The following is a 24987-nucleotide window of genomic DNA, read 5'->3' as shown; positions in this document are numbered from 1 at the left end:
GTGACAATGCCGATGTGTTTACATGGATTTAACTTTTGAGCGGTGGATTATTCTGTCGCCAGATCGAAGGAGAGCAATATGTCAGAGTTGTTGGCAGTGACACGTGAAGTGTTTGATGAAGTGATGGTTCCCAACTATGCGCCCGCCAAGATCATCCCGGTGCGTGGTGAAGGGTCACGTGTCTGGGATCAGGAAGGTCGTGAATATGTCGACTTCGCGGGCGGGATCGCGGTCAATGGCCTCGGCCATTGCCATCCCAAGCTGGTCGAGGCCCTGAAAACCCAGGGTGAGAAGCTGTGGCACCTCTCCAACGTGATGACCAACGAGCCGGCCCTGCGCCTGGCCAAGAAGCTGGTCGCCGCCACCTTCGCCGACAAGGTCTACTTCTGCAACTCCGGTGCCGAAGCGAACGAAGCCGCCTTGAAGCTGGCCCGCCGCTATGCCATCGACACCTTCGGTGCCCACAAGACCCAGATCATCGCCTTCCATCAGGGCTTCCACGGTCGCACCTTCTTCACCGTCAGCGTCGGCGGTCAGGCTGCCTACTCCGATGGCTTCGGTCCGAAGCCGGCCGATATCACCCACGTCACCTATAACGATCTGGCCGAGCTGGCCTCCGTCATCTCTGACAATACCTGCGCCGTGGTGATGGAGCCGCTGCAAGGGGAGGGTGGCATCATTCGTCCCACCGACGAGTTTGCCAAGGGTGTGCGCGAGCTGTGCGACAAGCACAATGCCCTGCTGGTCTATGACGAGGTGCAATCCGGGGTCGGTCGTACCGGTGACCTGTTTGCCTACATGGGACTGGGCGTCACGCCGGACATCCTCACCAGCGCCAAGGCGCTCGGCGGCGGTTTCCCCATCGGTGCCATGCTGACCACCACCGAGATCGCGGCTCACCTGAAAGTGGGCACTCACGGCTCCACCTACGGCGGCAACCCGCTGGCGTGCGCCGTGGCCGAGGCGGTGATCGATGTCATCAATACCCCGGCCGTGCTGGCGGGTGTCAAACAACGTGAAGCGCTGTTCCGCGCCGGTATCGAAGCCATCAACGCCAAGTACCACTGCTTCAGCGAAGTGCGTGGTCAGGGCCTGCTGCTCGGCGCCGTGCTGAACGATGACTTCAAGGGCCGCTCCCGCGACTTCTTGCTGGCCTCCATCGATCAGGGCCTGATGGCGCTGGTAGCGGGTACCAACGTGGTGCGTTTCGCTCCCTCGCTGGTGATCCCTGAGGCGGATATCAAAGAAGGTCTGGCTCGGTTCGAGAAAGCGGTCGCTCAGGTGGTTAACGCCTGATCCAGATTGCCTGAGCCTAGTTGAGGTGGGGAGTCCTCCCGGCAGGAGCCGGGACCCCACCTGTCGTCAATGAAAGGGAGTTGTCATTTATGTTGGTTATCCGTCCTATCGAGCAGCGCGACTTCGCCGGCCTCAAAACCTGTGCCATCGAATCCGGCACCGGCATGACTTCATTGCCGGTGAACGACGAGCTGCTGCAACGCAAGATCGATGCCTCAACCCAGACCTTCCTGGACAAGCCTGCGGGCAAGGGAGACTGCCTCTACTTCTTCGTGGCCGAGGATCTGGAGACCGGCGAAATGGTCGGTACCTGCGCCATCGATGCGGCCGTCGGCCTGTCCCAGCCGTTTTACAACTATCACATCGGCAAGGTAGTGCACTCATCCCCCAAGCTCGGCATCTACAACGTGGTCGAGACGCTCACCCTGTCCAACGACTACACCGGTAACTCCGAGCTGTGCACCCTGTTCTTGCGTGAATGCGCCCGCGAGGGGCTCAACGGTCGGCTGCTCTCCAAGCATCGCTTCCTGTTTATGGCCGAGCACCCGGAGCTGTTCGATGAGACCGTGTTCGCCGAGATGCGTGGCGTCTCCGATGGCGACGGTCACAGCCCGTTTTATGAGTGGCTGCAAAAGCATTTCTTCTCGATGGATTTTCCCACCGTCGACTATCTCACCGGCATCGGCAAGAAGCGCTTCATTGCCGAGCTGATGCCCAAGTACCCGATCTACGTCAACTTGCTGAGCAACGAGGCGCGGGCCGTCATCGGCCAGACCCACGAGAAGACCCGTCCCGCCATCAAGATGCTGCAGGACGAAGGCTTCGTGAACCGCGGCTATGTCGACATCTTCGATGCGGGCCCCACGGTCGAATGCGATGTGAAGCACATCCGCAGCGTGCGCCGCAGCCAGAAGCTGCGGGTACTGGTGGGTGAGCCCATCGGCGGTCATACCTATCTGCTGTGCAACACCCGCTTCGATCAGTACCGCGCCTGCTACGGCAACATCCGGGTCGATCTGGACAAGCACGAAGCCATCATTCCGCCCAAGATGGCGGCCGCCATCAAGGTGGCGAATGGCGACATGGTACGGGTCGTCGACCTGGAATAATTGGCCCGATTGATACCGCAGCATCTGAAGCAGGCAGCCACGGCTGCCTGTGAACCACAGGGAGTGAATGGATTATGTCTTTAGTGCAACTTATCGATGGTCAGTGGTTTGCCGGTGAAGGCAAGGCGTTCGAGTCAAAAGACCCGGCCAAGAATGAAGTGATCTGGCAAGGAGGGGCCGCCAGCGCCGCCCAGGTGGATGCTGCCGTCAAGGCCGCCCGCAGCGCCTTCTACCATTGGTCGGACTTAAGCCTCGACGATCGTCTCGCCGTGGTGCGCCGCTATGCCGATCTGCTCGGCGAGCACAAGGAGGCGCTGGCGCTGACCATAGCCCGTGAGACTGGCAAGCCGCTGTGGGAGACCCGCACCGAGGTTGCCGCCATGCAGGGCAAGATTGCCATCTCCATCCGCGCCCATGACGAGCGCACCGGTACCGTCGAGAACCCCATGCCCGGCGCCAAGGCGTTCGTGCGTCACAAGCCTCACGGCGTGGTGGCGGTGTTTGGCCCTTACAACTTCCCGGGCCACCTGCCGAACGGTCACATAGTACCGGCCCTGATCGCCGGTAACACCGTGGTGTTCAAGCCTTCCGAGCTGACCCCCATGGTGGCCGAAGCCATGCTGAAGATCTGGCAGGAGGCGGGGCTGCCCAAGGGGGTACTGAACCTGGTGCAGGGTGAGGTCGAAACCGGCAAGGCGCTGGCCGGTAACCCGGACATCGACGGTCTGTTCTTCACCGGCTCGTCCCGTACCGGTCACTTCCTGCACCAGCAGTTTGCCGGTCAGCCGGGCAAGATCCTGGCGCTGGAGATGGGCGGTAACAACCCGCTCATTGTCAAAGACGTGAGTGATATCGACGGCGCCGTCCATGCCATCGTCCAGTCCGCTTTTATCACCTCGGGTCAGCGCTGCACCTGCTCGCGCCGCCTGTTCGTGGAGCGCGGCGCCAAGGGGGATGCCCTGGTCAAGCGCTTGGTGGAGGTGGTCGGCCAGATCAAGGTCGGTCTGTACGATGCCGCGGATCAGCCCTTTATGGGCGCCATGATCAGCGAACGAGCGGCGCTCGGCATGGTCGAGGCGCAGGCGAACCTGCAGCGCCTCGGCGGCGAGAGCCTGCTGGTACTTGAGCACCTGAAAACCGGTACCGGCTTCGTCTCCCCGGGCATTATCGATGTGACCGCCGTGAGCGCGTTGCCGGATGAGGAGTACTTCGGCCCCTTGCTGCAGCTCATTCGCTATGACGATTTCGATGCCGCCATCGATCAGGGCAACGCCACCAGTTTCGGCCTGTCGGCCGGCCTGCTCGGTGACAACGAGGCGGACTGGCAGCACTTCTTCAAGCGCATCCGTGCCGGTATCGTCAACTGGAACAAGCCCATCACCGGCGCCTCCAGTGCCGCGCCGTTCGGTGGCATCGGAGCCTCCGGCAACCACAGGGCGAGCGCCTACTACGCCGCCGACTACTGTGCGTATCCGGTCGCCTCCGTCGAGGACAGCAAGGCCGCCATGCCGGATCAGCTGTCCCCTGGTTTGACGTTTTAATCGTTCATGGAGATAGGGATGCAGACAAGATGGCCCATTGCCGCCGACGACTGTGTCATATCTCAGGTTGCCTCGGTGGAAGATAGCAAGGCGGTCATGCCGCCGGATCAGCTCTCCCCCGGCCTGACCTTCTAACAACCAATAGGGGCATCCAAGGGTGCCCTTGTCTGTACCCGCAATCAAAGGAAAGAGAGATGCAAAAGGATATCGAGACCCTGTTTGGCCATCTGTGGGACAACTACATTCAAGTCACCCCCAGTGCCCACAAGGTTCACCAACTGCTGGGAGGCGGCGCCCCCATCATCAACGATCACGTGGCGTTTCGGACCTACAACCTGCCTAAACTCGGGTTGGAGACACTGGCGGCTCACTTCCGCGCCCTGGGGTATGAGGAGAAGGGCGAGTATGTGTTCAAGGCCAAGAAGCTCTATGCCAAGCACTTCGAGCACACCGATCCGGATGCCCCCAAGGTGTTCATCAGCGAGCTGAAGGTAGAAGAGCTCTCCGAGACCGCCCAGGCCATCATCCACAAGCTTGTGGCTCAGGTGCCGGCTCACCTGACCGATACCCCGGCCTTCCTCTACGCAGGCGCGCCCTGGCAGGTCTCTTGGGCCGATTACCAGACCCTGCTGGCAGAGAGTGAGTACGCGGCTTGGATGGCGGCCTGGGGCTACCGTGCCAACCACTTCACGGTCAACATCAACCGCTTGGCGGACTTTGAAACTATCCAACAGGTGAATGCGGCTCTAAAAGCCGCTGGTTTCGTGCTGAACGGCGTGGGCGGTGAGATAAAGGGCGATCCCCTGGTGATGCTGGAGCAATCCTCCACCATGGCGGACAAGGCGGAGGTCGCCTTCAGTGACGGCGTGCGCGCCATCCCGAGCTGCTTCTATGAGTTCGCCCGGCGCTACCTGCAGGCAGACGGTGTGCTCTACCCGGGTTTCGTCGAAGCCTCGGCAGACAAGATTTTCGAATCCACCAACGCCATGTAGCAGTGGTTTATATTAAAAAACGCCCCGAAAGGGGCGTTTTTTATGGCTAAAAACCGGGATCAGGCGGGTTGCAGCTCGCCCTCGGTGGCGAGCAGGGTCGCCATGCCGGCGGCCTTGCCGGCCTGGATGCCGATCTGGGTGTCTTCAAACACCAGGCAGTTGGCGGGGTTAGCCCCCAGCTGCTCGGCGACCTTGAGGAAGGTGTCGGGATGGGGCTTGTGGTTGGTCACATCATCGGCACTCACCACCACAGAGATGTAGGCATCGAGGCCGGTGCTTTTGAGGATCTGCTCCGCCTGGTTGCGCGGCGAGCCTGTGCCTATGCCCATGGGCACCTTGCCGTGATGCGCCTTGACCAGATCCCACATCTGGGGGAAGACCCGGGCCTTGTCGATCTGCTCCAGATAGAGCGCAATCTTGCGGCGGGCGAAGGCCTCGACATCGATGTTCAGCCCATGCTGCTCGGCCAGTATGGCCACTATCTTGCGGGTGGGAATGCCGCCGTATTCATTGAGTTCTGCCCGATCGAAGGGCAGGCCAAACTCGGCGCTGGTGATCTCCCAGGCATCCAGGTGTAGCGGCATGGAGTCCACCAGGGTGCCATCCATATCGAAGATCAGGGCGTCGTATTGCTCAAAGCGGTACTGCTCGGTCATGGGGCTGATTCCTTTTGGGCGAAGATCCCACCCTATCAGATCTGCCGGCGGGATGCCGCGACCCGGATCATGTCTGTCGGCATGGGCAGTGCTTTTAACCATCGGCATGCGATATATGAGACAATAATGAGCCCTGTAGCGCCGTTGTTGGCATTTTACATGAGCGAGTCCCCGACATGTCCCCCAAAACCATCTTCGCGAGTGTGGCCCTGGTGATCGCCCTGGGATCGCTGGAAAAGAGCATAGTCACCACCCCCTTACCCATCATTGGGGCCGAGCTGAACGCTGGCGCCGCCCTCACCTGGGTGGTCACCGCCTACCTGCTGGCCGCCACCGCGGCCTTGCCTGTCTACGGCAAACTGAGCGATCTGTTTGGCCGGGTACGGATGCTCAACATCGGCATCGGCTTGTTTCTGGCGGGCTCGGTGGCCTGCGCTCTTGCTCAGGATCTGCCGACCCTGCTGGCAGCACGGGTGTTGCAAGGGCTGGGGGGCGGGGGACTCATCGCCCTGGCGTTCACCGTGATTGCCGACAGCATACCGCCGCGGGAGGTGGGCAAGTATCAGGGCTACATCTCGGCGGTGTATGCGGTCTCCAGCATCGCCGGGCCCCTGCTTGGCGGCTATTTCAGCGAGCAGCTGAGCTGGCGCTGGATCTTCTGGATCAATCTGCCGCTCGGGGCGCTCGCGCTCTGGCTGGTGAATCGCAACCTCGGCCACCTCAATGTGCGTCGCCACAGCCGCTTCGACTGGAAGGGGGCAGGGCTGCTGATTACCGTCACCACCCTCACCTTGCTGCTGCTCTCGCCGGAGACCAGTCTGCCCGCCCTCGGGCTGGCGGCCGGGCTGGCGGTGGCCCTGTTGCTGCTGATCCTGGTGGAGCGGCGCGCTCACGACCCCATACTGCCGGCCCACCTGGTGCGGCTGCCCGGCTATCTGGTGAGCGTGCTGCTGGCGCTGGCCTCCCAACTGCTGATGTTCGCCGTGCTGGTCTATCTACCGCTGCAGATGCAGTGGCAGAAGGGGATGGGGGCCAGCGAGAGCGGGCTCTACATGGTGATCTTCATGGTCTGCATCACGGCGGGCGCCTTCGTCGGCGGCAAGCTGATCGGCCGTAGCGGCCACTACCGGCGTTTCGTGGTGACGGGCTTCGCCCTGGCGGCGCTGGCACTGTGGCAAATTCACTTCGATCTATGGGCCAATGTGGGGCTGGGGCTCGCGGGGCTTGGCCTAGGACTGGTGCTGCCGGCCCTCTCGGTGGTGGTGCAGAATGCGCTGCCACGGGAAGATCGCGGCATCGGCATGTCCCTGTTCAACTTCGGCCGTGAGCTGGGGGGCGCGGTCGGGGTCGCCATCTGCGCCATGCTGTTCCACTCCGCCCTGCCGGCGGGCAGCAGCCACAATTTGGCGAGCCTCAGCCCGGCCGAGCTGGCACCCGGTTTTGGCGCCACCTATGTCGGCATGGCGTTGATCGCAAGTGCCGCCCTGCTCATCACCTTGCTGGCCTTGAAGCGCCATGAGCTGGCCAGCAAGCCGGACTGATGGCGGTATCGCAGATAGCAAGAGGGCTCCCCATGGGGAGCCCTCTTTGTTTAGTCAGTGTCTCATGACCCGGATGTCACTCATTCCTGAGTGGGAGCCTCCTTGCCGGCGAGCTGGCTCAGCCAGGCGAATCGGCGGTTCGCATCCAGCTCCGCCTCCCGGTAGAGCTGGGTGGCGATCTCCGGCAACTGGCGCTCGAGGCGCTTGAAGCGAGGCTCCTGCTGCAGGGTCTCGGCGAGAGAAGCCGTCGGCGCCCGCGAATCCAGCGCCAGCGGCGCCTTGCCCTCTTCGCTGCGACGGGGGTCGTAGCGGTAGAGCGGCCAGAAACCGGTGGCGGTCAGCTGCTTCATCTGCTCGTGACTCTGGGCCAGATCGTAACCATGCTCCTCGCAGGGGCTGTAGGCGATGATGAGGGACGGCCCCGGATAGGCTTCCGCCTCCTGAATGGCCTTCACCGTCTGGTTCATCTGGGCGCCGAGGGAGATCTGCGCCACATAGACGTGACCATACATCATGACGCTGGCGCCGAGATCCTTGCGGGCCTTGCGCTTGCCCTGCTCGCCAAACTTGGTGATGGCGCCGAGCGGCGTCGCCTTGGACTGCTGGCCGCCGGTGTTGGAGTAGCACTGGGTGTCGAGCACCAGCACGTTGATGTTCTCCCCCAGACTCAGCACGTGATCCAGGCCGCCGAAGCCGATGTCATAGGCCCAGCCATCGCCGCCGATGAGCCAGACCGACTTGTCCACCAGGTGATCCGCGTCCCGCGCGAGTTCAGCCGCGCCCGGTTCGCTGCGCCCCTGCAGCAGGCTGCGCAGCTGCTGGATATGGGCCCGCTGCTCGGAGACCGGCAGGCTGGCGTCTTGCAGCGCCTGTTGCAGTTCGGCCGGGATGGCGTCACCCAGACCCGCCATCAGGCGGCGTACCCGATCGCGATGCTGATCGACGGTGAGCCTGAAGCCCAAGCCAAACTCGGCGTTGTCCTCGAACAGGGAGTTCGCCCAGGCCGGACCACGGCCCTCGGCGTTGGTGGTGTAGGGGGTGGTGGGCAGGTTGCCGCCATAGATCGACGAGCAGCCGGTGGCGTTGGCGATCAGCAGCCTGTCTCCATAGAGCTGGGTTAGCAGCTTGATGTAGGGGGTCTCGCCACAGCCGGAGCAGGCGCCGGAGTATTCGAACAGCGGCGAGATGAGCTGGGAGGTGCGAATGTCGATGCGCTCCAGCTGCTCTGCCGTACGCTCCGGCAAGTCGAGGAAGAAGTCGTAGTTCGCCTTCTGGGCCTCGAGGTGGTCGAGCCGTGATTCCATGTTGATCGCCTTGCGGCTCGGATCGGTGCGATCCTTGGCCGGGCAGACCTCGACGCAGAGGTTGCAGCCGGTGCAATCCTCCGGCGCCACCTGCAGCACATATTGCTGGCCGCGCATGTCGCGGGCCTTCACATCCAGCGCATCCAGGGTCGCGGGGGCATCGGCAAGCGATTCTTTATCCACCACCTTGGCGCGGATGGCCGAGTGGGGGCAGGCGGCCACGCAGTAGTTGCATTGGGTGCACAAGTCCGCCTGCCAGATCGGCACCTCCTGGGCGATGTTGCGCTTCTCCCAGCGGGTGGTGCCCACCGGCCAGGTGCCATCGGGTGGGAAGGCAGAAACCGGCAGGCTGTCGCCGAGCCCCGCCAGCATGGCGGCGGTGACGGTCTGCACGAAGTCGGGGGCCTTGGCCGACACCACGGGGGGGCGCTGGTGGCTGCTCGGATCGAGTTCTTGCAGTGGCACCGGGATCAGTGCCGCGCAGGTGGCGGCCAGGGCCTGCCAGTTGCGCTCGACCAGTTCGCTGCTCTTGTTGCCATAGCTCTTGGCGATGGCTTGCTTGAGCAACTCGGTGGCTTCTGCTGGCGGTATGATGGCGGTCAGCTGGAAGAAGGCCATCTGCATCACGGTATTGATGCGGCTGCCGAGCTGGCATTCCCGGGCAATCTTGGCGGCGTTGATGCTATAGAGACGGGCGCGCTTCTCGCGCAGTGCCTGCTGTACCTCTTGCGGCAGCCGTTGCCACAGTTCACTGGCATCGAAGGGGCTGTTGAGCAGGAAGATGCCGTTCGGCTTGAGCCGCTCCGCCATCTGGTACATGTCGATGAACTGCCACTGGTGACAGCCGATGAAGTCCGCCTCGTCCACCAGGTAGGCCGATTGCACCGGCCGCTCATTCACCCTCAGGTGGGAGACGGTGAGGCCGCCCGCCTTCTTGGAGTCGTAGACGAAATAGCCCTGAGGATAGAGCTCGGTGTGGTTGCCGAGGATCTTGATGCTGTTCTTGGCCGCCGAGACGGTGCCGTCGCTGCCAAGGCCGTAGAACAGCGCCTCCAGCTTGTGCTGGTTGCCAAGGTCGGGGCTCGGATAGCCGAGGGTCGGCAGCGGCAGGGAGAGGCCGGTGACGTCGTCGAAGATGCCGACGGTGAAGCGTGGCCGTGGATTATCCAGTGCCAGTTCATCGAAGATGGCCTGCACGCAGGCGGGGTTGAACTCCTTGGAGGAGAGGCCGTAGCGGCCGCCTATGACCCGCGGCAGGCTGGCGCGCTCGCCTCGGCTGACCGCCTCGGCCAGCGCGCTCATTACGTCCAGATAGAGCGGCTCGGCTTGGGCGCCCGGCTCCTTGGTGCGATCCAGCACCGCAATCTTGCGGGCGCTCTCAGGGATGACCGCCAGCAGATGCTCTGCCCTGAAGGGGCGGTAGAGGCGCACCTTCACCAGTCCCACCTTCTCCCCTTGCTCAAGCAGCCGTGCTATCACCTCCTCACAGGTGCCGATGGCGGAACCCATCAGCACCAGCACCCGCTCGGCCTCTGGATGACCCACGTATTCGAACGGCTGGTAGTGGCGGCCGGTCTGTACGCCGAAGGCGTCCATCGCCTCGCTCACGTGACGGTAGGCGTCGTCATACCAGGGGTTGGTGGCCTCCCGGCACTGGAAATAGGTGTCCGGGTTGGCGGCGGTGCCACGAATGACCGGGTTATCCGGGCTCAGAGCACGGGCCCGGTGGGCACTGATGGCGGCCTCCGGCAGCAGGGCACGCAGGGTGTCGTCCGCCAGTGGCACTATCTTGGCTATCTCGTGGGAGGTGCGAAAGCCGTCGAAGAAGTGGATGAAGGGCAGCCGGCTGTTGAGGCTGGCCACTTGGGAGATCAGGGCGAAGTCCTGCGCCTCCTGCACGTTGCTGGCGCAGAGCATGGCGCAGCCGGTCTGGCGCACCGCCATCACGTCCGAGTGATCGCCGAAGATGGACAGGGCATGGGTCGCGACGGTTCGCGCCGCCACATGGAGTACGAAGGGAATGAGCTGACCTGCCAACTTGTAGAGGTTGGGGATCATCAGCAGCAGGCCCTGGGACGAGGTAAACGAAGTCGCCAGCGCGCCCGTCTGCAAGGCGCCGTGAACGGTGGCGATGGCCCCGCCCTCCGACTGCATCTCGACAACTCGAGGCACGTCACCCCACAGGTTCAGGCCCCGATCGCTCGACCAGGCCGACGCCTGCTCCGCCATGCTGGAGCTCGGGGTGATGGGGTAGATGGCGATGACTTCGCTGGTGCGGTAGGCCACTGAGGCGACCGCGTTATTACCGTCTGTGGTGATCATGAATTGCCCAATTGCTATGCCAGTGTAAAGGCCAGCTACGATCAGCCAGCCATGGATAGGTCACTCACATAGTAAGAGGGGGAAGGATCTGCATCAAACGGGATAAATAATCAGCTCGGACCTGATTGTTTACTCATTTATTTTCAATGGGTTGGTGATGATGACTCATCGTTGCGCGGGTGGGTTTTCCACCCTGAAAAGGGTGTGGATATACAGGTTCTGGTAGCCGTTTATGTCCGATCCGCGCTTGGCCTGGCTGCGGGAGCACATAAATTCGCCGGCTAGCACAGCCTGTGGCCCCGCCCCATCGGCGTGGCCACAGGGGATATAAGCCCTGCCACGAGCACAGATGTGTGGCGGCAAGTTATGCCGGTTTTTCCTGCTGGCGCTCGGTCTGGGCATCGAGCTCCTTGCCGAGGAAGTAGTTCAGGAAGGTGCGGATCACCGCGATGATGGCGAGCTGGATCAGCTCCTCCTTGCTCGGCGATACCGTGGTCGCGAGGATATCGGCGGCGAGCTGGAACTCCAGCGCCAGGATGAGCCAGCTGCCGAAACAGAGCCGGATGCGGGGGAAGCCGGGGGCATGATCCCGCACCCGCGCCGCCAGCCAGAGTGTCTTGCCAAGGCCAATCACCACGCAGGCGATAGAGATGAGCTCCAGCAGCAGCTGGAACAGCTCTACCCCGTGCATCATGGCTTCTCGCAAACTGGTTATCTCAAGCACTTTTGGCTCCTTATCGATTCAAAGGAGACACTATTAGCACAACCGCCGGGGAAGGCCAACTCAGAGGCGTCTCAACCAATCCGCTACCTGATTTATGGCCTGGCGCGCCGCCGGACTTATTTTGGCGAGCTGGAAGAAACCGTGGATGACGCCGAGCTGGCGCTGGCAGCTTGCCTGGACCCCGGCCGCGAGCAGGGCGCGATAGAGTGCCTCTCCCTCATCGCGCAGGGGATCGTATTCGGCGGTGAGGATATGGGTGGGAGGCAGACCGGCAAGATCTGGGGGGTGAAGCGGGCTGGCCTCGGGGTGATCGATGGGCAGGGCCCCAGATAGGCGTGATAGCCGCTCAGCAGCATGTCGGCGGTGATGAGGTAATCCTCGCCATAGGCGCGATAACTGTCGCTCGCACCGCTGGCGTCCAACATGGGATAGAGAAGGCACAGAGCCGCAGGCTGGGGCGCTTGCATGGCCTTGAGACGCAGCGCCGTGACCAGGGCCAGATGACCGCCGGCGCTGTCACCGGCCAGCATCAGACGCTCGCTGTGCCCGCCCCACTCGGCGAGACGCGCCATGATGGCCAGGGTTGCCGCCAGGGCATCGTCGTGGGCAGCCGGATAGACATATTCCGGGGCGAGGCGGGTGTGCACCGTAAACACCAGGGCATTGGCGCGGTTGCACAGCATGCGCAGCTGGCGGTCGTGGGTCTCGAACTCCCCGCTGACGAAGCAGCCGCCATGAAAGTAGATGAGGGCGGGGAGGGAAGACTGAGCCTCCCGTGCTGGCTGATAGAGGCGAACGGCATACTGAGCTTCGCACCATTCCGCTATGGCCCCAACTTCTTCCCGCTCACCCCCGAGCTGTGCCGAGGCGAGATAACCTTCGCGTCTGGCTTGCCAGCTCAGCTCACTGGCTCTGGGGCGGCCGGCGGCGATAAAGCCGTCGACTATCTCGGCGATGGCGGGTTCGAGAGCTGTTTGCATGGGGAACTCCATAACAACTGTATATAAAAACAGTGATTATGCGCCTCTGGCCGCCCATGGCAAGAGACTCGCCGTGAGGGCGCTCACAGACTCGCGGTTAGATCAGCTTGAATTCAATCACATAGAGCGGCGGCAGCTCGGGATAGATGTCCCGGATCACCTGTTTGAGCTCGGCCAGTGTCATGTTCTCCTGGCTGGCGTGCTCGTCGCTGAGCGCATCGAACGCCACCGGCGCCACCGTCAGCACCTCGATCTCGCCGAAGGGCTGATGCTCGGGGTTGGTGAACAGTGAGAGGCGCTGACCGGGTTGCCAGTGGGCCTCGCTCTCGTCGCGGATGGTGATGGTCTTGCGGCCCGCCCGGATGTCATCGACGAAGCGGCTGAAGAAGGTGAACTCGGGGTATTGCGGGGCTGGCATCGACATGACGTCTCCAATAAAGGTGGAAAAAATAGGTGTCAGCGCGCGAGATAGGCACGCAGCTTGGCGAGATCGGCGATGACGGGGCCATCAATGCCCTCACCGACGATACCCTGTTCGATCAGCTCCTTGAGGGCGCGGCGATAGACCCGCTCCGTGGTGCCAAAACGCGCCGCCTCCAGGGCCCGTTTGCGCGAACCCAGCATGGGGGTGCGCTGGCGCTCGCGCCACAGCTCATAGGCGATGTTGTAGGCGATAGGGTGCAGCAGGCGGCTGGTGGTGATGTCCAGGGTATCGAGATAGTCGCAGGCCAGGGCCGCGGCGAAGAAGAGCACCAGCTCGGGCTCGGCCAGCAGCCGTTGGGCCAGCTTGTGGGCGCAGATGACGCAGGCATCGAGCTCGGTCTCGGCCACCACGTTCCACTGCACCGGCGCCGCGCCGAAGAACTCCATCTCGCCGAAGATCTGGGACTGGCAGGCTATCTCCCCGAGCTGGAACAGGCGCCCGGAGTTGACGGCGCTGTTGAGGGAGACTCGTCCCTTCTCGACCAGATAGAGGCAGTCGCTCTGCTCCCCCTGGCGCATGATGAGCTCCCCTGGCAGGTAACGGCGCAGGTGCAGGCGACAGGCCGCAAGGGCACTGGCAAAGCGCGGTTCGAGCGCCTGGAGTTCGGTTTGAAAACGGCCTAGGGGATAGGGTTGTTGCTGCATGGGTATCTGCAAGAGGCATTGAAGGCACAGAGGCTAGCAAGAGCCCGGGCCGGATGCCAGCCCGCGAGCCTTCGAATGTGACTCATGAATAGGACAAAACGCCTCGGCCGGGGCTTTCCCCGCCAAGGCTTGCCTCATTGCACCAGGGCATGGAGTGCGGCGGCGATGGCCAGCCGCTCTCCTGCCATCATGGCGGCTTCGCTCTTGGCGTAATCGCTCACCCCTTGCTGCACATCCTGCTCGAACGCCACCACGTTGCAGAGCACGGCGGCGACCCGCACCTTGCGAAGGCGCCCGACCGTGAGCAGGGAGGCGGTCTCCATGTCCGCCCCGAGCACGCCGCGCTCATGCCAGTAGCGGCACACCGCCTGTTCGTCATCCCGATAGAAGCTGTCGTGGGAGCGCACCAGCCCGTGCCAGTGAGGATGACCGCTGGCGGCAATCTGCTCGAGCAAGCTCAGTTGCAGGCGCAGATCGGCGCAGGCCGGGTACTCGGGGGGCAGATAGGCCAGTGAGCCCCCATCGTGGCGCACGGCCCCTTCCACCACGATCAGATCCCCGAGCGTTATCTCATGCTGCAAGGCCCCCGCCGAACCGACCCGCACCAGCGTTTGGGCGCCGGCCTGTACCAGTTCCTCCAGCGCTATGATGGCGGAGGCGCCGCCGATGCCGGTGCTGCAGACGGTGATGGATAATCCCCGATGACGGCCGTTGATAAGGCGAAACTCCCGGTTCTGTCCAAGTAATTCACTGCTTTTAAGCTGGCTGGCGATGCGATCGACTCTGGCAGGGTCGCCACACAGTATGACTCGCTCGGCTATCTGGTCGGGGCGACACTGCAGGTGGGGCAGCAGGCTCATGCGGCTGCCCCCTGCTGCGGGCGTTTGGCCGCCAGCATCCAGAGGCGGGTGCCGTTGGCGGCGATAAATAGCAGGATCAGGTACTCGAGGGACATGGCGTAGACACCCTGGGCGGCATAGACGCCGATGCTGATGAGGTTGATGAGCACCCAGAGGATCCAGTTCTCCACGTATTTGCGGGTCATCAGGATCTGGGCCACCACGGAGAGCACCGTCATGCAGGCATCCCAGAACGGGAAGGCGTCGGGGGAGGGCTCGGGGATGGCGAGATTGGCGCCAAACAGATTGAGCAGGGCGACCGAGGTGCGGGCCAGGGTGGCGAAGACCGGGTCTATGTAGCGAGTCAGCAGGGCGATGGCGACGACGCTCACCAGCGCCGTCAGCAGCAGCTTGGGTCGGCTCAGCCAGCGGATCTGCAAACTGTCCCCTTGCTCGTTGGCGGGGCGGGTCCAGGCGTACCAGCCGTAGAGGTTGGCGCAGAAGAAGAACAGCTGCAGCATCAGCAGGCCGTAGAGCTGGATCTGGAAGAAGATGATGGCAAACAGGCTGACGTTGATGAGGCCGAACAGGTAGTTGATGGTTTTTTCCTGGCTGGCGCACCAGATGCAGGCCAGCCCGAACAGGGTGCCGACGGCTTCAATCCACGACATGGCGTAACCACCGCCCAGCGGTATGGTGACCAGGGTGTGATGGATACTGAACCACTCGAATATGCTCATTGTCATTTCCTTTGAACGGTGACGAAGGGAGATGGGCCCATTTTATGGGCCAAAGCGAGGGTGGCGCAGGACTTTTGTCCGCCATGGCCCGCGCGGCATCAAAGAATGACACTGTGGCCGCGCCGTTTGTGCTGCGCTTTTTCGCAGGCCTCATGCGGGCTCGGATGTGCGATGATGGAGCCCCCCTTTATTGACATGTAACAAATCGGGGCGGCGCAAGCTGTGGTCTGATGGAGAAGGTGTCCCCCTGCACTTGGGGCGCGACAAACGAAAGGAGCGAGTGTGAATTCCGAGTTGATCTGGGTCCTCTGCATGCTGGTGGGTGCCATCTATCTGTTTATTACCAACAAGGTGCGCATGGACGTGGTGGCCTTGGGGATTGTCATCCTGTTCGTGCTGAGCGGCACCCTGACGTTGCCGGAGGCACTGGCGGGCTTCAGCGATCCAAACGTCATCCTGATTGCCGCCCTGTTCGTGGTGGGGGAGGGACTGGTGCGCACCGGCATCGCCTATCAGGTGGGGGACGCGCTGGTCAAGGTCGCGGGCAGCAGCGAGACCCGCATGCTGGTGCTGCTGATGGTGGCAGTGGCGACCCTGGGGGCGGTGATGAGCAGCACCGGGGTGGTGGCCATCTTCATCCCGGTGGTGCTGAGCGTCGCGAACCGGATGGGGATCCCGGCCGGACGGCTGATGATGCCGCTCGGGTTTGCCGGCCTCATCAGCGGCATGATGACGCTGGTGGCGACGCCCCCCAACATGGTGGTCAACAGCGAACTGATGCGCCATGGCATTCAGGGGTTCGGTTTCTTCAGTTTCACGCCCATGGGGGTGCTGATTTTGGGGCTCGGGATCCTCTATATGCTGCTGATGCGGGGCTCCCTGGTGCGCGAAGGAGAAGAAGGCAAAGGCAAGCAGACGGGGCGCAGCACCATGCGCGACCTCATCCGCGATTACCGGCTGGCCGGTCGTGCCCGCCGACTGGCGATCCGCCCCGATTCGCCCCTCATCGGTCAGACCCTGGACGAGTTGCAGCTGCGCGCCCGTTACGGCGCCAACGTCATCGGGGTGGAGCGTTGGCGCAAGTTTCGGCGGGTGATGGTGACCGTCTCCGGTGTCACCGAGTTCCAGGCGAAAGACGTGCTGCTCATCGACATGTCCGATCCCGAGGTGGATGTGCGCGAGTTCTGCAGCGAGGCGCGGCTCGAGCCCATGATTTTGCGCGGGGAGTACTTCTCCGATCAGGCGCGGGAGGTTGGGATGGCCGAGGTGTCGCTCATTCCCGAATCCCGCCTGCTCGGCAAGAGCATCCGCGAGGTGGCGTTTCGCTCCCACTACGGCCTGAGCGTGGTGGGGCTGCGGCGCGGTGGCGAGGCGTTGACCGGCAAGCTGGTGGATGAGCCGTTGCAGATGGGTGATTGCCTGCTGGTGGTGGGCAACTGGAGTCTTATTCGCCAATTACAGGCAAAAGTGCGAGATTTTCTGCTGCTTGGGTTGCCGGCAGAAGTGGATGAGATGGCGCCGGCCCGCAGTCAGGCCATCCATGCCCTGATCTGCCTCGGCGTCATGATTGTCCTGATGGTGACCGACCCGGTGCCCAACGTCATCGCGGCGCTTATCGCCTGCCTGCTGATGGGCAAGTTTCGCTGCATCGACATGGAGAGCGCCTACAAGTCCATTCACTGGCCGACCCTGATCCTGATCGTCGGCATGCTGCCCTTCGCCCTGGCGCTGCAAAAGACCGGCGGGGTGGATCTCATCGTCGGCGGTCTGATTGCCGCGGTGGGGGACATGGGCCCCAGAGTCATGCTGGCCAGCCTGTTCGTGCTGTGCGCGGTGATCGGGCTCTTTATCTCCAACACCGCCACTGCAGTGCTGATGGCGCCGATTGCGCTTGGCACGGCGCAGCAGATGGGGATATCGCCCTATCCGTTTGCCATGACCATCGCCATCGCGGCTTCTGCGGCCTTTATGACGCCGGTCTCGTCACCGGTCAACACCCTGGTGCTGGGCCCCGGCAACTACAAGTTCGTGGACTTTATGCGCATTGGCGTGCCCTTTACCCTGCTAGTACTGGTGGTGAGCGTCATCGCCATCCCCTGGTTCTTCCCGTTCTGACCAGAGAGAAAGCGACAAGCGGCCTGCGGGCCGCTTTTTTGTTGGTATTCATCAGGTTGGGAAATACGGTATCGCCTCGGCAGGAAGACACTCGGGTAGAAGAGACGGGGATAGCAATCAGAGGAGTGGCAAAATTCAGGTACAAAAAAACCAGCCTAAGCTGGTTTGTTTGGTACTGCTATTAATGGTGCGGAAGGAGAGACTCGAACTCTCACGCCTAGGGCGCCAGAACCTAAATCTGGTGCGTCTACCAATTTCGCCACTTCCGCAATATTAATGGTGGCTATGACGGGATTCGAACCTGTGACCCTCGCATTATGAGTGCGATGCTCTAACCAACTGAGCTACATAGCCATCTTGTATTCGACAAGGTCGTTTACAAGGCAAAATGGCTGGGGTACTAGGATTCGAACCTAGGGATGGCGAGATCAAAACCCGCTGCCTTACCGCTTGGCGATACCCCAACAGTGTCTTTCAACTGCCTTGCGACAGGTAAAAAACCTTCAAAAATAGCTGAAGTACCAGGGTTTTACCTGGTCACATTGGCGAGTTAAAAACCCCTCAATGCGTTCCTCAGCGTGCTATCGATAGATGAACATCGATAACTAAAAATAATGGCTGGGGTACTAGGATTCGAACCTAGGGATGGCGAGATCAAAACCCGCTGCCTTACCGCTTGGCGATACCCCAACTGAACAACTACTAAATGGTGGCTATGACGGGATTCGAACCTGTGACCCTCGCATTATGAGTGCGATGCTCTAACCAACTGAGCTACATAGCCGTCTTGTATTCGACAAGGTCGCTTACAAGGTAAAATGGCTGGGGTACTAGGATTCGAACCTAGGGATGGCGAGATCAAAACCCGCTGCCTTACCGCTTGGCGATACCCCAACAATGTCTTTCAACTGCCTTGCGACAGGCAAAAAACTTCAAAAATTGCCGGGGCACCAGGATTTTTACCTGGGCACATTGATGAGATCAAAACCTCTCAATGCGTTCCTCAGCATGCTACCGACGGATGAACATCGATAACTAAAAATAATGGCTGGGGTACTAGGATTCGAACCTAGGGATGGCGAGATCAAAACCCGCTGCCTTACCGCTTGGCGATACCCCAACTGAACAACTTGAATGGTGGCTATGACGGGATTCGAACCTGTGACCCTCGCATTATGAGTGCGATGCTCTAACCAACTGAGCTACATAGCCAACCTTGCTTCCAGTAAGTCGTTGCCTCGTCACTGTGCGGCCGGAATTATGCGTATCTGGCTCTGGGGCGTCAACCCTTTTTTTGCCAGAAAAACCGAATTTGGGTGCGTTTGGCGAGTTATTGGACGCTGTTGCACAAAAGCCCAACAATCTGGTTTTTTTTGCGACATTTGCCAGCAGAATTGCAACAGGGGCACAGAGCAAAGAGGCCAGCAAATGCTGGCCTCTCATGGGGTTAGACGTTGAACAAGAAGTTCATGATATCGCCATCTTTGACGATGTAGTCTTTCCCTTCGGCGCGCATCTTGCCCGCTTCCTTGGCGCCTTGCTCACCCTTGTAGGTGATAAAGTCGTCGAAGGCGATGGTCTGGGCGCGAATAAAGCCTTTTTCAAAGTCGGTGTGGATCTTGCCTGCCGCTTGCGGGGCGGTGGCGCCGACTGGTATGGTCCAGGCGCGCACTTCCTTCACCCCGGCGGTGAAGTAGGTCTGCAGGTTCAGCAGCTCGTAACCGGAACGGATCACCCGGTTCAGGCCCGGCTCCTCGATGCCAAGGTCTGCCATGAACTCGGCGCGGTCGGCGTCGTCCAGCTCGGCGATGTCCGCCTCGATGGCGCAGCAGACCACAACCACCACGGCGTTCTCGGCGGCAGCGATTTCACGCACCTTGTCGAGGAAGGGGTTGTTGTCAAAACCGTCTTCCGCCACGTTGGCGATGTACATGGTGGGCTTCAAGGTCAGGAAGTTGAGGTGGGCAACGGCGGCCAGCTCCTCTTTATCCAGCTTCATGCCACGGATCATCTGGCCGTCTTCCAGCACTACCCGGATCTTCTCCAGGGTTTCCACTTCCAGCTTGGCATCCTTGTCGCCGCCCTTGGCGCGCTTGGATTGGCGGTGGATGGCGCGCTCGCAGGCGTCCAGATCCGACAGTGCCAGCTCGGTGTTGATCACCTCGATGTCGTCGGCCGGGGAGACCTTGCCTGCCACGTGGATGATGTTGTCATCTTCGAAGCAGCGCACCACGTGGCCGATGGCCTCGGTTTCGCGGATGTTGGCCAGGAACTGGTTACCCAGACCCTCACCCTTGGAGGCACCCGCCACCAGACCGGCGATGTCCACGAATTCCATGGTGGTCGGCACCACGCGCTGCGGATTGATGATGGCCGCCAGCTGGTCGAGACGCGGATCCGGCATGGGGACCACACCCGTGTTCGGCTCAATGGTGCAGAACGGGAAGTTGGCGGCTTCGATGCCAGCCTTGGTCAGCGCATTGAACAGGGTGGATTTGCCTACATTGGGCAGGCCCACGATACCGCATTTAAAACCCATGGATTGTTACCTTACTTGATGGATGCTGTGAGGGGCCGCGCGGGCAGCCCTGTCATATTGTGTGACCCTGACGCTTGCCAGGACTCTGTATTCAGACTTTCTCGGCCTTGAAGCTGTGCAAGCGGTTCATGGCTTTGGTCATGTCTTGCTTGAACAGGATGTCGGTGGCGCGCAGGGATTCATCCAATGCGGCCTCGATCAGGCTCTGTTCACTGCTGGGCGCCTTGGTCAGCACGAAGCCGGCCACCAGCTCCTTGGCGCCGGGGTGACCTATCCCCAGCCGCAGCCGGAAGAAGTTATTGTTATTGCCCATCCTGGCGATGATGTCTTTGAGGCCATTGTGACCACCGTGACCACCGCCCTGTTTGAACTTGGCGATGCCGGGGGGCAGGTCCAGTTCGTCATGGGCCACCAGCATCTCTTCCGGCGCTATCTGGTAAAACCGGGCCAGCGCCGCCACGGCCTTGCCGGAGAGGTTCATAAAAGTGTTCGGGATGAGCAGCCGAACATCCTGCCCCTCCACCAGCATGCGGGCGGTGTGGCCGAAGAACTTGGGTTCTTCGCGCAGGCTGACATTGTGCCAGCGGGCCAGTTGCTCCACATACCAGGCGCCCGCATTGTGGCGGGTCTTGGCATATTCGGGGCCGGGATTACCCAGCCCGACAATCAGTTTGATTTGAGTTGTCACGCTTGATGTCTTCACTCGCTAGTTGCCGTGGGCAGATGGCCCAGGGCAATGGGACGCATATTCTAGCCGCCGACTGGCGATCACTCAACCAAAGCTCGGCAACTGCGGGGAATAACCGTGTATCAGGTGGCCAACGTCAGCCAAAACGGGCCCTGTCAGGGCCCGTTTTGCATGCTGTCGTGGCGAAGGGGGCTATTTAGCTCGCAGCAGGGTGACGCTGGGTTCGCTCAGGGCGGTCAGGACGGGGGGCTGCCCCGCTACGTCAGGGCGCTGCGCTTGCACATATTGCACGAAGGAGGCCGCGTCCGTGCCGCAGTTGACGGCCTCGGCCTTGCAGTCCAGCTGGTGTCCTTCGGCATAACGGGCAAGCAATTGATCGCCCCGTTGCACCACCTGCTGCACCGGGAAGGCGGTCAGCTTGTCATCCACCCAGGCGAGATCCTGCCGCTCGGCGTGCTGCGCCTGGGCGCGGGCCAACGCCTGCCAGCCATCGTTGCCATTGGCACTGTAGGCATTCATCACCACCCGGTAGCGCTGGTTATCCACCAGATCCAGCCATTGCCCGTCGCTCGTCTGCCACTGCAGCTGGCTCAGGGTGCCCTGCTTGCCTGCCAGGGTTTCGGTGAAGGTGTAGCGTAGATGGCCGCCGTAGGGGAACTTGCCGGCATGGGCGCTGGCGGGCAGGGTAGCGGTGATGGTCTCGGTCAGCAGGGCGCGCACATCGGTGCCGGTCAGGGTCAGTACGCTGAGCTGGTTCTTGAACGGCAGCAGGGTGAGGGCGGCATCCCCTTCACGCAGCTCGCCGGCGGGCAGATCGGCGCGCACGCCGCCCACCGCCAGCAGAGCGAAATCGACCGGGCCACCGGTCAGGGCCTGCACCGCCGGGGTATTGGCCCAATGGTACTGGCCCTCGGCCACCAGAGGGGCGACCTGGGAGCCGTGGCTATCACTGCCGTTGTCGCCAGGGCGACGAGCATTGTGCAGCGCCGCCGGCAGGGTGGCGATGACGGGGCCGAAGGCCTGCTCCAGCGCCGGTTTGTAGTGGCTGTCGATGATGCCTCGCAGGCGCGGATCTTCATCCACCGTCACCAGATTGGACTGGGCATCGACAAACTTGCCGGCCTGCTGGGTACGGCTCTTGTCCAGTGCTTGCTGGCGGGCAGGATCGGCGAAGAAGTCGCGGCTGGCCAGCAGCCGGTTCTGGCCCTTGCAGCCGATGACCCGGCCCTGGGCGTCGAAGCTAACCCGGGCGAGGCCGATGGCCTGGGCGTAGGAGCCGGCTTGTACCACGCAGGTCAGGCCGACCCCGTCCGGGTTGGTGACAAGCGCCGCATATTCGCCGGTCTTGCCCCAGCCGATGTTGCTGAAGTCGCCGAGCAGGCTGTGGGAGTGGCCGCCGACGATGGCATCCAACCCGTTCACCTCGGCCGCCAGCGCCAGATCCCGCGCGTTACCGATGTGGGTCAGGGCGATGATGTGGTTGATCCCCTTGGCTTGCAGCAGATCGACCGTGGCCTGGGCCGCCTCGACCTCCTTGCGAAAGCGCAACTTGCCGACATTGGGGGAGATGTTGGCCATGTCTTCCAGCACCAGCCCCATGACGGCGACCAGCTGTTTGCCTTGGGGCAGATGGGCAAGGTCGGGGACCGGGCTCTTGTGGTTGCCATCGAAGGCATAGATGACGAACGGCTTGAGGTTGCGGGCCTGGCTCAGATCCGGGTCGGCACCGACCTCTAGGTTGGCGGCCAGCACCGGGAAGTTCACCCCCTCGATGAAGCGGGCCAGCTTGTGATTGTCGAGATCGAATTCGTGGTTGCCAAGGGCCATGGCATCGAAACCGAACTGGCTGAGCAGCTCGGCGTTGGCCATCCCCTCGTTGAGCTTGAAGTAGCCGCTGCCCTGCCAGGCATCACCGCCGTGCAACAACAGCAGCGGCTGATTTTTGGCAAGCGCCTCCGCATGGTAGGATTTCGCCATGGTCAGCAGGCGGGGATAACCACCGAAGCGGGTATAGAGGGTATCCGTACTCTCCTTGCCAAAGATGGCTCCCTTCAGCTCGGCGTTGACCGGATCGAACTGGGAGTGGGTGTCGTTCATGTGCGCCAGGGTCAGGGTGAAGGGCGCACTGTCTGTGCTGGGCAGACAGGCTGACAGCAGATAACAGAGAGGGAGGAGCAGCAGGGGACGCAAGCACTTCATGGTAAATCCTTAACCTGCCGGGGCAGGGCAATGCCGAACTAGGCTAGAAAAACAAAAACCGCCAATTGGCGGTTTTTGTTACAACGGGAGTGATCAATGCTCAAACATGGCAGAGATGGACTCTTCGTTGCTGATGCGACGGATGGCTTCGGCCAGCACGGTGGACAGGGTCAGTTGCTTGACCTTGCCGATGGCTTTCATCTCCGCGCTGAGCGGGATGGAGTCGGTGATGATCAGCTCATCGATGACCGAGTTCTTGATGTTTTCCACGGCGGTGCCGGAGAAGACAGGGTGAGTCGCATAGGCGAACACGCGCTTGGCGCCGCGCTCTTTCAAGGCTTCTGCGGCCTTGCACAGGGTGCCACCGGTGTCGATCATGTCATCGACGATGACGCAATCGCGGCCGGCCACGTCACCGATCAGGTGCATGACCTGGGAGACGTTCGGACGGGGACGACGCTTGTCGATGATGGCGATGTCGGTGTCGTCCAGCAGCTTGGCGATGGCACGGGCACGCACCACGCCGCCGATGTCCGGCGATACAACCACGGGGGATTCGAGGTTCTTGGACAGCATGTCTTCCAGCAGCACCGGGCTACCGAACACGTTGTCTACCGGGACGTCGAAGAAGCCCTGGATCTGCTCGGCATGCAGGTCAACGGTCAGCACGCGATCCACACCCACGCTGGAGAGGAAGTCGGCGACAACCTTGGCGGTGATGGGTACACGGGCGGAGCGGACGCGGCGGTCCTGACGGGCATAACCAAAGTAGGGGATAACGGCAGTAATACGGCCAGCTGAAGCACGACGCAGTGCATCCACCATGACGATCAATTCCATCAAATTGTCGTTGGTCGGGGCACAGGTGGATTGAATGATGAAGATATCGCCACCACGTACATTCTCATTGATCTGTACGCTGATCTCGCCGTCGCTAAAGCGACCTACGGCAGCATTGCCGAGTTTGATAAACAGGCGATCTGCGATCTTCTGGGCTAGTTCCGGCGTTGCGTTACCAGCAAACAGCTTCATGTCAGGCACGGTTTGAAACCTCGGGGTTGCATCCAGTATGTGGAGAGTCTGACTCAAGACTCGTATCGTCTTTGGGCAAACGATTTGTCGCGTTGACGGGTCGGGCCACCCTAGGTTGCCACCGGGCAGGCGATGTCACAAGTCGGCAGGGCGCAGCATAAGCATTGACCCGTCTGCGGTGTATTGCGATGGGGATCTGGCGTGGACCCGGACATATGAACGAGATGACTCTGTTCACCGCTCCCGGACTCGTCATCGATATGCCCATCTCAATCACCAAGAGAATGGCTGGGGTACTAGGATTCGAACCTAGGAATGGCGAGATCAAAACCCGCTGCCTTACCGCTTGGCGATACCCCAATCACTGACTTGTTGCAAAGTGACGAAGAGTGGTGATATGTTCTCGCCCTTGGCGACAAACCCATCCCAGCCTTTCGGCACTTCTGCCAACACCTTCCGAGCAGCCACTTCGTCTTCAAATTGAGCAAAGACGCAGGCTCCAGTGCCCGTCATTCTTGACGGCGCGTATTCTAGCAACCAGCCGAGCGCATTGGCAACCTCGGGGTGGCGCTTTTTCACCAGCAATTCGCAATCGTTTTTCCACTCTGCCTCCAGCAGCCACTTTTTATCCAGCAGATCGGGCAGTGTCAGCTTGGGAGTGGCTCTGGGCAGGTCAGGATCCTGGAATACGGCGGCGGTTGCCACATGGCAATCGGGCTTGAGTACCAGATACCAGGCACTCGGCAGCTCGACCGGTTGCAGCTTCTCACCGACTCCTTCCGCAAAGGCGGCGCGCCCGCGCACAAACACCGGCACGTCGGCGCCGAGTTGCACGCCAAGCTGGGCCAACTCGTCCTGGCTGAGTCCTGCCTGCCAGAGATGATTGAGCGCTACCAGGGTGGTGGCCGCGTCCGAGGAGCCGCCGCCGATGCCGCCGCCCATGGGCAAGATCTTCTCCAGCTTGATGTGGGCCCCTTGCGGGCTGGGCAACCTGGCTTGCAACAGGCGAGCGGCGCGGATGATCAGATTCTGCTCATCGGGTACGCCGGGGATGGCGGGGCTCAGGGTGAGCAGGTCGGTATCGTCGAGGGGCTTAAATTCCAGCCAGTCGCCGTGGTTGAGGAAGATAAACAGGGTCTGCAGCTCGTGATAACCGTCTGGGCGACGGCCATTGATGTGCAAAAACAGGTTCAACTTGGCCGGAGCGGGCCAGCGGATCGCGCTCATCGGCGACGGCTTGTC

General features: G+C 61.6%; 18 protein-coding genes, 9 tRNA genes and 1 pseudogene. 6 read left to right on the top strand and 22 right to left on the bottom strand.

Annotated features, from left to right (window positions below):
• Window positions 1-78: 78 nt before the first annotated feature.
• The 4 genes from BN1137_RS15785 (at window position 79) to BN1137_RS15770 (ending at window position 4938) form a co-directional block, all read left to right on the top strand.
• Window positions 79-1296 (top strand): aspartate aminotransferase family protein, encoded by a 1218-nt coding sequence (locus BN1137_RS15785; protein ID WP_050719510.1) that lies wholly within the window; start codon window positions 79-81, stop codon window positions 1294-1296.
• An 89-nt stretch (window positions 1297-1385) separates the two neighbouring features.
• The gene (gene astA, locus BN1137_RS15780; protein ID WP_050719509.1) at window positions 1386-2405 is read left to right on the top strand and encodes an arginine N-succinyltransferase; all 1020 of its coding nucleotides are present in this window, start codon (window positions 1386-1388) and stop codon (window positions 2403-2405) included.
• 71 nt (window positions 2406-2476) lie between these two features.
• Window positions 2477-3946 carry a succinylglutamate-semialdehyde dehydrogenase gene (gene astD / locus BN1137_RS15775; RefSeq protein WP_157433789.1) on the top strand — a complete coding sequence of 490 codons (1470 nt, stop codon included), beginning with the start codon at window positions 2477-2479 and terminating at the stop codon, window positions 3944-3946.
• A 194-nt stretch (window positions 3947-4140) separates the two neighbouring features.
• Window positions 4141-4938: a DUF1338 domain-containing protein gene (locus BN1137_RS15770; protein ID WP_050719507.1), complete on the top strand. Its 798-nt coding sequence runs from the start codon at window positions 4141-4143 to the stop codon at window positions 4936-4938.
• A gap of 59 nt (window positions 4939-4997) precedes the next feature.
• On the opposite strand, the gene BN1137_RS15765 is transcribed toward BN1137_RS15770, so the two are convergent.
• The gene (locus tag BN1137_RS15765) at window positions 4998-5594 is read right to left on the bottom strand and encodes an HAD family hydrolase (protein ID WP_050719506.1); all 597 of its coding nucleotides are present in this window, start codon (window positions 5592-5594) and stop codon (window positions 4998-5000) included.
• A gap of 176 nt (window positions 5595-5770) precedes the next feature.
• Here BN1137_RS15765 and BN1137_RS15760 point away from each other — a divergent pair, with 176 nt between their 5' ends.
• The gene (locus tag BN1137_RS15760) at window positions 5771-7135 is read left to right on the top strand and encodes an MDR family MFS transporter (RefSeq protein WP_050719505.1); all 1365 of its coding nucleotides are present in this window, start codon (window positions 5771-5773) and stop codon (window positions 7133-7135) included.
• Between the two features lie 80 nt (window positions 7136-7215).
• On the opposite strand, the gene nifJ is transcribed toward BN1137_RS15760, so the two are convergent.
• From nifJ to pnuC, 7 genes and pseudogenes are all read right to left on the bottom strand, one after another.
• On the bottom strand, window positions 7216-10761 hold the full coding sequence (gene nifJ / locus BN1137_RS15755) for a pyruvate:ferredoxin (flavodoxin) oxidoreductase (RefSeq protein ID WP_050719504.1): 3546 nt from the start codon (window positions 10759-10761) through the stop codon (window positions 7216-7218).
• Between the two features lie 364 nt (window positions 10762-11125).
• Window positions 11126-11485: a DUF1622 domain-containing protein gene (locus tag BN1137_RS15750; protein ID WP_050719503.1), complete on the bottom strand. Its 360-nt coding sequence runs from the start codon at window positions 11483-11485 to the stop codon at window positions 11126-11128.
• A 60-nt stretch (window positions 11486-11545) separates the two neighbouring features.
• Window positions 11546-12465: pseudogene (locus tag BN1137_RS15745) on the bottom strand (alpha/beta hydrolase).
• A gap of 97 nt (window positions 12466-12562) precedes the next feature.
• Window positions 12563-12883: a N(4)-acetylcytidine aminohydrolase gene (gene yqfB, locus BN1137_RS15740; RefSeq protein WP_050719765.1), complete on the bottom strand. Its 321-nt coding sequence runs from the start codon at window positions 12881-12883 to the stop codon at window positions 12563-12565.
• A 38-nt stretch (window positions 12884-12921) separates the two neighbouring features.
• Entirely contained in the window at window positions 12922-13593 is a 672-nt protein-coding gene (locus tag BN1137_RS15735) for a Crp/Fnr family transcriptional regulator (protein ID WP_050719502.1), read from the bottom strand.
• A gap of 134 nt (window positions 13594-13727) precedes the next feature.
• Window positions 13728-14453 (bottom strand): nucleoside phosphorylase, encoded by a 726-nt coding sequence (locus tag BN1137_RS15730; RefSeq protein WP_050719501.1) that lies wholly within the window; start codon window positions 14451-14453, stop codon window positions 13728-13730.
• On the bottom strand, window positions 14450-15172 hold the full coding sequence (gene pnuC, locus BN1137_RS15725; protein ID WP_050719500.1) for a nicotinamide riboside transporter PnuC: 723 nt from the start codon (window positions 15170-15172) through the stop codon (window positions 14450-14452). The genes BN1137_RS15730 and pnuC overlap by 4 nt, the downstream gene beginning before the upstream one ends.
• Window positions 15173-15454: 282 nt before the next feature.
• Here pnuC and BN1137_RS15720 point away from each other — a divergent pair, with 282 nt between their 5' ends.
• Window positions 15455-17287: an SLC13 family permease gene (locus tag BN1137_RS15720; RefSeq protein WP_050719499.1), complete on the top strand. Its 1833-nt coding sequence runs from the start codon at window positions 15455-15457 to the stop codon at window positions 17285-17287.
• Between the two features lie 185 nt (window positions 17288-17472).
• Here BN1137_RS15720 and BN1137_RS15715 read toward each other — a convergent pair.
• From BN1137_RS15715 to ispE, 14 genes are all read right to left on the bottom strand, one after another.
• Window positions 17473-17556, bottom strand: a tRNA-Leu gene (locus tag BN1137_RS15715).
• 8 nt (window positions 17557-17564) lie between these two features.
• Window positions 17565-17641: transfer RNA gene (locus tag BN1137_RS15710), tRNA-Met, on the bottom strand.
• Window positions 17642-17676: 35 nt separating this feature from the next.
• Window positions 17677-17751 (bottom strand) — tRNA-Gln (locus tag BN1137_RS15705).
• Window positions 17752-17902: 151 nt separating this feature from the next.
• A tRNA-Gln gene (locus BN1137_RS15700) sits at window positions 17903-17977 on the bottom strand.
• Window positions 17978-17994: 17 nt separating this feature from the next.
• Window positions 17995-18071 (bottom strand) — tRNA-Met (locus BN1137_RS15695).
• 35 nt (window positions 18072-18106) lie between these two features.
• Window positions 18107-18181: transfer RNA gene (locus tag BN1137_RS15690), tRNA-Gln, on the bottom strand.
• A gap of 151 nt (window positions 18182-18332) precedes the next feature.
• Window positions 18333-18407 (bottom strand) — tRNA-Gln (locus BN1137_RS15685).
• A 15-nt stretch (window positions 18408-18422) separates the two neighbouring features.
• Window positions 18423-18499, bottom strand: a tRNA-Met gene (locus BN1137_RS15680).
• Between the two features lie 235 nt (window positions 18500-18734).
• A complete protein-coding gene (gene ychF, locus BN1137_RS15675; RefSeq protein ID WP_050719498.1) occupies window positions 18735-19826 on the bottom strand; it encodes a redox-regulated ATPase YchF in 1092 nt (363 codons plus the stop codon).
• 91 nt (window positions 19827-19917) lie between these two features.
• Window positions 19918-20514 (bottom strand): aminoacyl-tRNA hydrolase, encoded by a 597-nt coding sequence (gene pth, locus BN1137_RS15670; protein WP_050719497.1) that lies wholly within the window; start codon window positions 20512-20514, stop codon window positions 19918-19920.
• A 192-nt stretch (window positions 20515-20706) separates the two neighbouring features.
• The gene (locus tag BN1137_RS15665; protein ID WP_050719496.1) at window positions 20707-22713 is read right to left on the bottom strand and encodes a bifunctional metallophosphatase/5'-nucleotidase; all 2007 of its coding nucleotides are present in this window, start codon (window positions 22711-22713) and stop codon (window positions 20707-20709) included.
• Window positions 22714-22806: 93 nt separating this feature from the next.
• Window positions 22807-23754, bottom strand: a complete 948-nt coding sequence (locus BN1137_RS15660; protein WP_050719495.1) for a ribose-phosphate pyrophosphokinase — start codon at window positions 23752-23754, stop codon at window positions 22807-22809.
• 276 nt (window positions 23755-24030) lie between these two features.
• A tRNA-Gln gene (locus tag BN1137_RS15655) sits at window positions 24031-24105 on the bottom strand.
• Window positions 24085-24972: a 4-(cytidine 5'-diphospho)-2-C-methyl-D-erythritol kinase gene (gene ispE / locus BN1137_RS22070; RefSeq protein WP_083443473.1), complete on the bottom strand. Its 888-nt coding sequence runs from the start codon at window positions 24970-24972 to the stop codon at window positions 24085-24087. Before ispE ends, BN1137_RS15655 begins: the two co-directional genes overlap by 21 nt.
• Window positions 24973-24987: the final 15 nt, after the last annotated feature.

It is taken from the genome of Aeromonas tecta, assembly GCF_000820185.1.
In the GTDB taxonomy this organism is placed as follows: domain Bacteria; phylum Pseudomonadota; class Gammaproteobacteria; order Enterobacterales; family Aeromonadaceae; genus Aeromonas; species Aeromonas tecta.
Note: the sequence above shows the minus strand (reverse complement) of the source record. Positions and strands in the feature narration are given on the sequence as shown.

Coding starts and splice junctions, on each gene's coding strand:
- BN1137_RS15785 (WP_050719510.1), top strand. CDS start 79: ATGTCAGAGTTGTTGGCAGTGACACGTGAAGTGTTTGATGAAGTGATG.
- astA (WP_050719509.1), top strand. CDS start 1,386: ATGTTGGTTATCCGTCCTATCGAGCAGCGCGACTTCGCCGGCCTCAAA.
- BN1137_RS15770 (WP_050719507.1), top strand. CDS start 4,141: ATGCAAAAGGATATCGAGACCCTGTTTGGCCATCTGTGGGACAACTAC.
- BN1137_RS15765 (WP_050719506.1), bottom strand. CDS start 5,594: ATGACCGAGCAGTACCGCTTTGAGCAATACGACGCCCTGATCTTCGAT.
- BN1137_RS15760 (WP_050719505.1), top strand. CDS start 5,771: ATGTCCCCCAAAACCATCTTCGCGAGTGTGGCCCTGGTGATCGCCCTG.
- nifJ (WP_050719504.1), bottom strand. CDS start 10,761: ATGATCACCACAGACGGTAATAACGCGGTCGCCTCAGTGGCCTACCGC.
- yqfB (WP_050719765.1), bottom strand. CDS start 12,883: ATGCCAGCCCCGCAATACCCCGAGTTCACCTTCTTCAGCCGCTTCGTC.
- BN1137_RS15735 (WP_050719502.1), bottom strand. CDS start 13,593: ATGCAGCAACAACCCTATCCCCTAGGCCGTTTTCAAACCGAACTCCAG.
- BN1137_RS15730 (WP_050719501.1), bottom strand. CDS start 14,453: ATGAGCCTGCTGCCCCACCTGCAGTGTCGCCCCGACCAGATAGCCGAG.
- pnuC (WP_050719500.1), bottom strand. CDS start 15,172: ATGAGCATATTCGAGTGGTTCAGTATCCATCACACCCTGGTCACCATA.
- ychF (WP_050719498.1), bottom strand. CDS start 19,826: ATGGGTTTTAAATGCGGTATCGTGGGCCTGCCCAATGTAGGCAAATCC.
- BN1137_RS15665 (WP_050719496.1), bottom strand. CDS start 22,713: ATGAAGTGCTTGCGTCCCCTGCTGCTCCTCCCTCTCTGTTATCTGCTG.
- ispE (WP_083443473.1), bottom strand. CDS start 24,972: ATGAGCGCGATCCGCTGGCCCGCTCCGGCCAAGTTGAACCTGTTTTTG.